This window comes from Fluviicola taffensis DSM 16823, from assembly GCF_943372375.1.
Lineage (GTDB): Bacteria > Bacteroidota > Bacteroidia > Flavobacteriales_D > Crocinitomicaceae > Fluviicola > Fluviicola taffensis_A.
In genome coordinates this window covers 56208-67861 of sequence record NZ_CALRYJ010000012.1, presented here as the reverse complement: position 1 = coordinate 67861, position 11654 = coordinate 56208, and the positions used below count along the sequence as shown (strand labels likewise).

Annotated in this window: 6 protein-coding genes; 1 reads left to right on the top strand and 5 read right to left on the bottom strand. The window is 41.8% G+C overall.

What is annotated here, in order from left to right; all coding sequences use genetic code 11:
* Window positions 1-45 precede the first annotated feature (45 nt).
* A complete protein-coding gene (locus tag AAG807_RS15550) occupies window positions 46-351 on the top strand; it encodes a rhodanese-like domain-containing protein (RefSeq protein ID WP_341905878.1) in 306 nt (101 codons plus the stop codon).
* A gap of 90 nt (window positions 352-441) precedes the next feature.
* Here the strand turns inward: AAG807_RS15550 and AAG807_RS15545 are convergent, their stop codons facing one another.
* The 5 genes from AAG807_RS15545 to AAG807_RS15525 form a co-directional block, all read right to left on the bottom strand.
* Complete coding sequence (locus tag AAG807_RS15545) at window positions 442-2457, bottom strand: OmpA family protein (RefSeq protein WP_341905876.1); 2016 nt, start codon at window positions 2455-2457, stop codon at window positions 442-444.
* An 83-nt stretch (window positions 2458-2540) separates the two neighbouring features.
* On the bottom strand, window positions 2541-3527 hold the full coding sequence (locus AAG807_RS15540; protein WP_341905873.1) for a PorP/SprF family type IX secretion system membrane protein: 987 nt from the start codon (window positions 3525-3527) through the stop codon (window positions 2541-2543).
* 3 nt (window positions 3528-3530) lie between these two features.
* On the bottom strand, window positions 3531-7217 hold the full coding sequence (locus AAG807_RS15535) for a PKD domain-containing protein (protein WP_341905871.1): 3687 nt from the start codon (window positions 7215-7217) through the stop codon (window positions 3531-3533).
* Window positions 7218-7236: 19 nt separating this feature from the next.
* Window positions 7237-8202: a type IX secretion system membrane protein PorP/SprF gene (locus AAG807_RS15530; protein ID WP_341905869.1), complete on the bottom strand. Its 966-nt coding sequence runs from the start codon at window positions 8200-8202 to the stop codon at window positions 7237-7239.
* Between the two features lies 1 nt (window position 8203).
* Window positions 8204-11626: a PKD domain-containing protein gene (locus AAG807_RS15525; protein ID WP_341905867.1), complete on the bottom strand. Its 3423-nt coding sequence runs from the start codon at window positions 11624-11626 to the stop codon at window positions 8204-8206.
* Window positions 11627-11654 lie beyond the last annotated feature (28 nt).

Below are 11654 nucleotides of genomic sequence, written 5' to 3'. Positions count from 1 at the left end.
GGCAAAGCACACGAGGATTGTTCTTAAACTGACATTAGACAATATATGAAAAGCCTTTTAGTTCTTATTCTGTTATCAATGACGCTTGCGTGTAACCAGAAAACCACGAATGGAAAAACCTTAGTGGTGGATGTTCGAAGTGAACTGGAATGGAAACAAGGCCATGGTCGCGGAGTCAATATTCCTTTAACTGAATTGGAAAAGCACAAACAGGAACTATTGAACTACGACACAATCATCTTCGTTTGTGAAAAAGGGGGACGATCCCAAAATGCCATTTCCTATATGAATGCGCAAAAGGAACACCAAACTGTTTTCAAGAATGGGGTTTCGTGGACGAACTACCAATAGTGTCCAAAAACAAAAAAGGCGCTTCGACTACGCTCAGCGACCTTTTCAATATTTCTAGTTTCTCAATTCGGTAACTGAGCGTAGTCGAAGTTACTGGTTGATTACCCTAAACGAAGTTCTTCTGTTCTTTTGATGCAATACTTCTCGTTCGGCTTTCACCTTGAAGGTATTGATGTACGATTCGATTAACATTACCGGCTTTCCTTCCGCATCCAAAACCGGTTTCTTATCCGGTCCGTATAATTGATTCGGTTGCGTTTCACCGTATCCTTTCGGGATCAGACGCTCCGGAGCAATTCCTTTCGAAACCAGGTAATCCACACACGATTTCGCTCTGCGCTGAGATAAATCCAAGTTATAAATGTCCTTCCCACGTGCATCCGTATGCGAATTGATCTCAACCGAAATGTTGTTGTTCAATTCCAGGAAATCAAATAACTTATCCAGGATAGCCTGAGAAGCAGGTCTTAATTTATCCGAGTTAAAATCGTATTCGATACCATCGATCTCAATCTCTTCCTGTGGAATTGGTTTCAGGTAAAAATCACGTGTAATGCTTGTCGTTTGTGTGATTGAATTGGTATTCACACTTGTTGCATCTGCAAAGTAATTGATTTTCTGACCTTTGATAAATAACTCCACTCCGTAAGAAAGTTCTTTTTCATAGTATCCATTCGAATCTGTTACGATGACATAAGGAGGGAAAACACCGCGAACGTCCTTGAAAGCCAACTTTACATTCGGTAAGATCTCTTCGGTATCCTTGTTATAGGAATATCCGCTCAAATAGATATGAATCGGCTCATTCACCACTTCATAGATGTCGTAACAACTTCCTCCGGTACAAGGTTCCCTGTCACTGGAGAAAAATCCATTCGACAGGTGAGAATCCCACATCATGTAAGCATCATCCCTACTTGAGTTGATCGGCATTCCCAAGTTTGCAGGCACACTAAAAAATTCTGTTTCCCGGTCATAATGCGATTTGAAAATATCCAAACCACCCATGCTTCCGTGCCCGTTCGAAGAAAAGAACAAGGTGGAAGAAACTTCATGGAAGAACGGAGTCACTTCATCCTGGTCCGAATTGATCAAAGCCCCCAGGTTTTCAGCATGGCCATGCGTATTTCCGGCAGAATCAATTGCAATCTTCCAGAGATCCATTCCTCCAAGCCCACCCGGACGATTAGAGGAAAAATACAAGGTTCTGCCATCCATGGAAACATAGGGCTGAATACTCTTGTAACCCGGATAATTGACAGACGAATCCAATCGATAAGCTTCGAAAAATTTCATATTCATCATTCGAGCCAGGTAAATGTTCTGTTCGGTTTTCTTTTCTTCACTCCAACGCGTATAGAAAATCACGTTGTTGTTATTGAAAGATCCTGCTCCATCGTTTTGGGCACTGTTCAGAGGTCTACCAAAGTTCGTTGGTGCAGACCACGTGCTGTCTTCATTCCGAGAAACCCAGTATAAATCGCACAGATACTCCGATTGTTGTTTTTCATTCAGGATAACACCACCGGCTCTTGCTGAAGTGAACATCAGTTTTTGATCCTTGTCAAAATACATGGTTGCAAAACTTGCTGTTCCTCTGTTGAAAACAGCAGTGTCTGCCATTTTAACACTTATCTCGCGCGTTTTCTCGATTTCCTCCTTCGCCAGGTAACAACCCGTCATGGCTACCTGAGCAGCATGCAATAATTCATCATCTGCCTGTGGCGAACGGATATAATCTTCAAATTGAGTGATCGCCTCATCGTACTTGTTATTATTCATCAAGCTCTGAGCCAGATAATAACTATCGTGAGGATACGCTTTTTCGGCTACCGTGCTCTTCAGATGTTTTTCCGCATTCGGGTAATCATGCAAACGATAATAGCACCAAGCAACATGATGATGCAAGTATTGCTCCATCGTAACTTGTAAAGTACTATCAACAACAACTTTCGATTTGGAGAGCTTCTGATTGGTTACCTGAACTTCATAAGGGTAAGTCATGGAAGACATTGCCACAGAATCCGAAAGGGCTAATTTATATTGTTCGACGGCATTTACGTAATCCAGTTTAGAGAAATACTCATTGCCCAAATAGATGTACATTTTTTTTGATTGCGCCAGTGATATTCCAGACATCACTAAAAACAACAAGCATATGATCTTAGATTTCATAATTGAGAATGCTATTAAAGTCGTGGACAGACTTTGTAATCGGTTGGTTTCTTCTTTTTGTGCACGTAAGTAAAGGACAATTCAAATCCTCCTCTACTTTTGGATGACGTGGTAAGTGATGATATGTTGAAGTCATAAGCCAATTTGAGGGTATATCCATCTTTTTTAGCTCCAATCGTTGCAATCATCGCATCCTTCGCACGGAAGATTACGCCACCAAGAATATACGCTCCACTTCCTTTCAGGAAATACCCTGCTTCCAAAGCATAGGTCTGTTCATGAAACTTCTTTTGGTTCATGATCAATACCTTTGGGATTACATAAAACAACTCCGTGATATTGATACGCGTCCCCAAGTGCGTATACATACGCAAAGGCAGTTTACTTTCTCTTCCAAAGAACGATTCATTCGGCTGAGTCAGATTGAAGAGCGAAACACCAATGAAGGGGTTCAAACGTGATTGTGATTTTGAATAGTAATACAAGGCACTAGCATTCAACATGGGAATGAACTTGGATTGTGCCCCGTAGTTTTCATTCGAAACCAGGGTCTGATCAAATTCACCTCCGTTATTCAACGTGTATTGATTGTTGAAAGACAATAGCTCGAATTCCAATGATTTCTGTGTAACTCCGCCTTGAAGACCGAAATTCACTATGTGCGTCTTATTCTTATTCAAAGGAACATAATACGCTGCAGAAAGCAATCCTTGCAAAACATTGAAGTTACCTGCTCCTGCTCTGAAGTTATTGATCTGAATACCGAATCCCCATTTTTTGATCGGCATGTCAAAACTGATCAACGCCGAGGTATATGGTTTATAATTTACGGATTTCCATTGAGTCCGATATTGACCATGCACCCTGAAATCTCCTTCTACCACACCCGTCAAGGCAGGATTTAAAAATAAAGGGGCGGCATCATACATAGATAAATGCCCATCTTGTCCGTAAGACAATCCATTCATGAAAATGGCTAAAAATACAATTCTGAATTTCATGACTTATCTAATTAAAGTTACGTCGCCAGATTCCTTGACAATAAAATCACTTCCCATATCCACAACAAAAGTCCAGGTATAAACACCCAGAGGAACCGGTTCACCCTTATAAGTTCCATCCCATCCCACATTGGCGTCATCTGATTCGAAAATCACTTGTCCCCAGTTATTATAAACTTTAAAATCAACATTTCTGAATGGTCCGCCACGAATGATAAATACATCGTTTTCTCCGTCACCATTCGGAGTGAATCCACTTGGAAGAACCGGTAATAAAGCGATCGAGATCTGTTTCGAAATCGTATCACTACAACCGATATCATCTACAATTGTCAAAGTAACGGTGTATACGCCTCCTCCATCATAGCTGTGATTCGTAATCTGGGTATTATCCCCTTCTCCGTCTCCAAAGTTCCATTGCCAGGAAATGATATTTCCACCCGTCACATCTGTGAAGGTAATATCTTGCTCCACTAGTGCCGGATTAGGATTCGCGGTAAACTCTGCCGTTGGAATGGCATGAACATCGATCTGTTGAATCACTGTATTGACACAACCAAAATTGGAAGTCGCTGTCAAACTGACATTGTAAATTCCACTGGTAGGAAATACAAACGAGGTGTTTGCTTGATTACTTGAACCAATCCCATTGAAATCGTAGGAATAATTATCAATTGTTCCTGACGGAATAAAGGAAGTGTTTGTAAAATTGGTAGGATACGATTCACAGGCTATCGAAGCATTGAATGATGGAGCCGGTAACGGATAAACAGTTACAGGTTTGATGACCGTGTCCACACATCCATTGGAGGAAGTAACGATCATCTGCACATTGAAATTTCCGAAGCCTGCATAAGCATGTTGCGGATTTTGTGCAATGGAGTTCGTATTATCTCCAAAAGACCAAGACCAGGAAGAAAGTGAGCCTGCATTTGCAACTGATGCATCTACAAAATTCATATTACTTGCCTGACAAACATTTGTAAATGTGAAATCAGCTGTTGGAATCTTATTAAATGTGATTACAATCGTATCCTTATCCGGTGGACAACCGAAATTCGATGTGGAAGTCAGGATCAAACTGATCGGACCTCCTGAGACGTCTCCGACAGAAGGATCATACAATCCGCTTAAATAAGATGGACCGGGAATGAAGGCCCCCGTTCCCAATGTGGACCAAGTTCCTGTTGTATCCGCTCCAACGATATTTCCGTTCAATTGAACCAACTGATTCTGGCAATAGGTCTGATCCGTTCCTGCATTCACCTGCGGCGGAGAAACAAAGGTCACACGTATTGAATCATGTGCAATCGGACAAATTCCGGTAGTGGACAAAATGACATCAATAAACCCGTTGGTGATATCAACCGGAGAGATGGAATAAATCGTCGATAAATTCGAAGGATTTGAAATAGTCCCGAATCCGGAAGTGGTCCATAGTGTAGAAAACCCTGAAGTCACTGTTCCGGTAAGGTTCAGTGTCGGATTATTCGAACAGATGGAATCCATGGACGTGATAGTCACAGTTGGAAAATCAATGATCTGAATTTCCATACTATCCGTAACTGCCAAACAGTTTCCATTATTGGTTGATTCCAGATACAGGGTAACCAAACCATTGGTAATATCTGTAGTTGACAACACATAACTACCATTCAAGGTTGTCTGGGACGGAGAAAAACCTCCGGTTCCATTTGTAGACCAGATTCCTGTTGTTGTAATTCCACTGATAACCGGATTCAAAGCAACATCTGTTGTATTTGAACAAACCAATTGATCTCCACCTGCATCAATGAAAGGAGCATCCGTAAAGAAAATGACAACCGTATCCTGTTTATTCGGACAAGAGAAAAAGCTTCCTGTAGTTGTATAGAAAAGAACCACGCTGTCCGCAGTCAAATCTGCCGGAGATGGTGTATAGGTTGTGGAAGGAGAACCGATATTACCAAATGCGCCTCCGTTTCCACCGCTCCATGTTGCTGCCGCAGAATAAGCGAATGCTCCGGTAATTGGAACTGCTCCAACATTGTTCTTACAATAAGAATCATCTGTTCCGGCATTTGCTTCCGGAGATTGGATAAAATTCACCACCATCGTATCTCTTACCGGATCACAGTTTCCTGTGGAAGAAAGGACGAAAGTCAAGGTTCCTTGTGTATAATCCGAAGCAGAAGGTACGTAAGAAGTGGATAAATCAATATCATTAACAAAGGTTCCGGCTCCGTTAACCACAGTCCATTGACCGGTAGTTGAACCACCTTCAACAGAACCATTCAATAAAACAGCAGGATCACCGTTACAAAGTGTGGTATCATTTCCAGCTTTGGTATAAACCTTTCTGTTAAACGCAGACATGTAGTGGTAATAACATCCGGTACCTGCTCCACCGTTGATTACCCCCATTCCGAAATATTCGCTTGAATTGGTAATCAGGTTGGAAGAACCAGCCGGAATATCCGTCGTATTAAATGTGATCTGAGCTCCGCTCCAAAAACCAGCAGTTCCCGGTACAGGATTGAATGCTGAACCCGGAACAAGCGTCGCACTGCCATTTAATAAGAAGTCATTAATTGCAGAGGTCGGACACAAAATATTTAAAATAAATGTCTGAGCATTTGTTCGTGTAAAACTTACCTGACTGGATCCCGCACAGTTGATCGGAGGAAGCAATGCTTCTCCAACTTCACATCCAAAACCACTTGCCTGCAATACGTATACGTTTTTATCCGCATCAACATACGCCAACGTTTCCGTGGCGGTTAGCACATATTTCCAGGTATCACCCTGATTCAGTAGTTGTGAAAAAGTACCCAAAGTCGTTGTAACTGAAACGGAAGTAAAGTTTTGAGTTGCAACGATGAAAATCCCTTCCTGAGAGTTCGCAAACATATTTCCTCTGTTCACGATGTAATTCGTTCCTACAACATCGACAGGAACAATCTGGTCTCCCATTAAATCGCGACACCCACCACCGGAGTTTGTTACCGAATCATCGGAAACAGTTACAGCAATAGGCTTATCGGACACGACAATGGTTCCTCCCAAGTTATTCCCCGGAGTATTTGTTGCCTGTGAGGTGTTTTCCACCGTATATGTCTGACCTTTATTGAGCATGATAGAGTAAGTAACTCCAATGGGATGCCCCACAACAGTTGCTTTCGGTGTGATCCAAATAGTCGTGTTATCTTCCGTAGCGACGATACAGATCATCGATTTCGGTTGAATCGGAGCATAGTTCCCATTCACCCAGGTATTTTGAAAAGGACAAACAAACTCCGTTCCGAGCGCATTTTGACCTTTCAAAGAATAGGTTTCCGGGTTATTACCGGATGTAACTACCTCATAAACAATAGTCACCAAAGTATCCGCTTCTATCTTTATTCCGTAATTCAGCACATTATCCGCTGGTTTTGATTCCAAAGTATTCACGATTGAAGTCAAAAAATGAGAATTCAGCGAGTTTGCAGGAACCACAAAAGTGGAATCGTATGTTCCAGCTGGTTGATACACCCGAACTGTTGTCGGTGTATTGAATGTGGAGATTCGCAATGCCAAAGGAGTATTCCCGGCGTGACTAGGAGTTACCCATGGTGCAGCGAACCAAAAGACTGAGTCAATCTGACCTTTACTTTCGAATGAACCGAAAGTAAATATCAAAGCTAGTAGCAGTATTATTCGACGTAATTTCATAAGCTCTAAATTCATCCTACTATTTATTCTTATCGATTTCCTTTTGGATATCTTCCAGAATACTATTATTCAATTTATCATCTTCCTCCTCTAACGAAGGTCTGTTTTTCGTAATAATGAATGAGATTCCGATTTCATGGGAACCAGCACTGTATTTTCTCAACTTGGTGTAGCTGTAGTCGTAACCGTAAGTAATCGCCAACCGATTTTTCAGTCTGACACCCACAAAAATTCCCATTGCATCCTTGGTTCTAAAATTCAAACCACCAAAGAACTTATCCTTATAAGTCAATTGAGCCAGAATAGAAAACTGCGATGGAACCGGTTTCGTGTATCTAAAGAGGATTGCAGGTCTTAATTCCCAGTTTTTCTTAAACACAAACTTATACGAACTCATGAATGTGTAATGGAACTGTAGATTCTGATTGTATGAATTGAAATTCAATCCTTTTCCTATCAAATGGTCAATTGTACCACTGAATTCAAACTTGTCACTGTACAATCTGAAACCGGCATTTACATCAAATGCATTTCCTGAATAGGTATTTCCGTTGAAAATCGGATCTCCCTCATCAGCAATCACTGCATCATACAAACGAACCCGGTACTGAACAAACCCCGGACGGACACCTAAGCCCATTTTCCATTTTTTGCTCATCTTGATCTGATACCCGTAATTCAAATAAAACCCGGTCTTACTCAACAAACCTGTCTGTTCCGAAAGCAATTGCAATCCGTAACCGTGTTTCGCCTTATTCTTGAATGACCCGTGAAAATTCAAATAGAAGTTTTTGGGAGCATCTTTAAATCCGACCCATTGAGTTCTATTAAAAAAGCTCACTTCATGATAATTCGTACTTCCAACATACGCGGGAGAGTAGTGCAATGGATTTGCGAGCACATTTGTAAATAAACTTTGTTGCTGTCCGTATGAAACAAAGAACAGAATAACAAATAAGCTTGTAATGAAATTCTTCTTGCTCATCTTAATCTCGTTTTCTTAACACCATTAATACTCCTTTGTAGATATCCGGTTCAGCATTGGCATTCAACTGAATCACAAACATATAATTCCCATCCGGAACAGGTTCTCCTTTATAAGTTCCATCCCAAGGGGTATCATATCCATCCGAGGTGAAGATGGTTTGCCCCCATTCGTTGTAAATCTCCACATGGGCATTCGGATAACCCAATTTTAAGAATTCCAGTTTCCAGACATCATTCGAACTATCCCCATTTGGAGAGATGATAGTTGGAATCAAGGTGTTGATTTCTGTTGTAACCGTATTGATCGCTACAAATCGAATGGCACTGTCTATACAACCTAATGCATTGGTGATTTGAAGGACGATGTAGTAATTTCCATTTCCATAATAGGTATGGCTCGGATTCATTGTATTGGAAGTAGACCCATCTCCGAAATTCCAGGAATAGCTTACCGCATAATCTGAAGTGTCAATGAAATTGAATACTGCACCGATATTCATCCCGCCATTGGAATTATAGAAGAATCCTGCATCCGGCAGCGGATCAATGACTACAGGAATAACAATCGTATCGGAACAGCCATTCACCGTAGAAACAATATGTGTAATGGTATAAGTTCCTCCGCTTGCAAATTGCTGACTTACATTAGCCAATGCAGCAGAACCTTGTCCGCCAAAATCGTAAAACCAATAATTGAGCGTCTCCGAACTGGTGGAAGCATCCGTAAATGCAACCGTAACCTGATTATTCGGACAGGAATTTGCTGAAGTGAAATCTGCAACCGGCTTATCATAAAGGGAAACAGAAATGGAAACTGTGTCCTTACATCCATTTGAATTGGTTACGATCAATTCCACAGGATAAGTTCCAGGAAGTGAATAAGTATGTGACGGGTTTTGAGTAGTTGAGGTCTGTCCGGTCTGGAATCTCCAAGCCCAATTTGTCAAGGTTCCCGAACCAGGAAGTGAAAAGTCGGTAAATACGGTAGGAAGCCCTTCACAGACGTTTGTCCCGCTAAAGTTTGCAAATGGTGGAGCAACAAAATTGATTTGAATCGCATCTGAGACTACATTACATGTTCCGTTATTGGTAGAAGTCAAGGTCAGTACAACACTTCCATTTGAAATTTCAGTGGCAGTCGGGGTATAAATCGCATTCAAAGCATTAACAGAAGGAGTATACGTTCCAAATCCACCGCTCCAAACAGCTCCGAATCCAACTCCTGTCACACTACCATTCAACTGAACCTGCACCGCATTGGAACATTTCAATTGATTCGGTCCCGCATCGACTCTTGGTCCATCACTAATGGAAACATAAATACTGTCTTGAACCGGAAGACAATTCCCATTGGAAGTGGATTCCAAATAAATCCATACAAAACCTGCAGTTGTATCTGCAACACTTGGAATGTAAGTAGTATTCAAAGAACTATTGTTCGGTGAGAAAATTCCCGACCCGCTTGTCGACCATAAGCCCGTATTCGTTTGTCCGCTAACTGTTCCTGACAAACTCACATTGGCATTATTTGCACAAACGATTAATGTATCAGGACCAGCCTCGACAACTGCTGCAGCGGTAAAAACCACATTCATGGTATCCGTTACAGCGGCACACGAAGCGGCATTGGTAGATGTCAATATAAACTGGATAGCTCCGGAAGTAATATCTGATGCTGAAGGAACGTAATCTGCATTCAATGTATTTGCATTCGGCAGGAACATTCCGGATCCATTGGAAGACCACGTACCTGTTGCGGCACCTCCACCAACAATTCCATTCAATTGAATTACCGCGTTGTTTTCACATATCGATTGGTCCACATTTGCATTTACAAGCGGAGCCGGAGTAATTTCCAGATACATTGTATCTTTTGCAACCGGACAAAAACCTGTAGTGGAAAGTATGATACGGATCGGGCTTATCAAGGTATCCAATGGACTTGGAACATACACATTCGGAACGGAAGTCAATCCGTTCTGGAAAGATCCGTACCCATTACTCGACCAAGCACCTGTCACTGCGCCACCTCCGACACCTCCATACAAGGTGTAACTTACGTTTGCACAAACAGTATCATCCAATCCTGCATTTGAATATGCCGTTGCATAAAAATCCGTGTTGAAAGCATAGGAAGCTCCAGAAGTTGTGCCGCCTCCGGTGATTGTCGCCATGGTAAAAATGTCCGACAAGTTCACAATCATATTGTGACTGTTAACAGGAATTTCAGCTGTACTGAAGAAAATCCGGGCAGCCGTATATTGTCCCATTGTACCAGGAACAGGTTGGAACATTCCGGGAGTAATGATACCCGAACTTCCATTCAAATAGAAATTTCCTTCGAAACCGGCGCGTGTTATTAAAACCACACCCAAACTATCGGCACTTGATCTCGAAAATGCCATGTTGTTATTTCCCTTACAGTTGATACTTGGAACAACAGCCGCACTTAATTCACAACCAAATCCGGAAACATGATACACATATACCGGTTTACTGGATTTGATGTATAGGATATCTTCCGTCATTGGAATCTCCAATGTTTCCGAAGAATTAATCAATGTCGTACTAGTGCCTACCCCCGTAACTTCAATCGTAGAAGCATTTTGAGTTGCCAGCACATAGATTCTGTCATGTGTCGAAGTTCCTTTGTAGATGGTATAATCCGTTCCAATCGATGGAGTCGGAATCAACTGGTCACCGATCATATCCGAACATGTGGATTGAATGAGTTGACCGTCAAACAGTGTTATTGCAATCGGTTTATTTGATGAGACAATGGATCCGGCAAGACTTGTCGCAGCAGAAACATCCACATCTCTGGCGCTGTAGGTTTGTCCGGCATTCAAGACAACTGAAAAACTCGCATTCGCCAAATGACCTGTAATGTCGGTACGTGGCGTGATCAAAACCGTTGTATTGTTCATCGAAGCAACAATCTCTATTCCGGAATAGGTTGCAGGAGTTGTCGCTGAATTATTCCAAAACTTTTGAAACGGAGTGTAGAAATTTGTTCCCAAGGCCTTACTTCCTTTGAGACTGAAGCTCTCTTTGTTATTGGGAGCATTCACTTCATAAGCTGCGTTAATCAGTCCTGTTGATGAAATCTTAATTCCATTATTTGAAACGGCATTTCCTGCAGGGCTCTCAATTTGAGCAATCAATGAACTCAAATTCAAGCTATCACTTGAAAATGTGGACATCGTCAGGGTCAATGGAACAAAAGCACCATTTGCAGGCTGTGAAACAGTAATGGTCGCGGGCTGGGCATACGTTTGGAAACGCAGCATCACAGGGGTCTGTCCTACTCCACTTGAAACATCAGGAGCAGCAAACCAAAAAACGGTATCCCTCTGAGCGTATGAACCCACAGCAGTAGTAAGCGAAAACGCAATTAGGAAAAGTTGTATAAATCTGAACATATTAGAGCTATCTCAGTTTAGAGTTTGC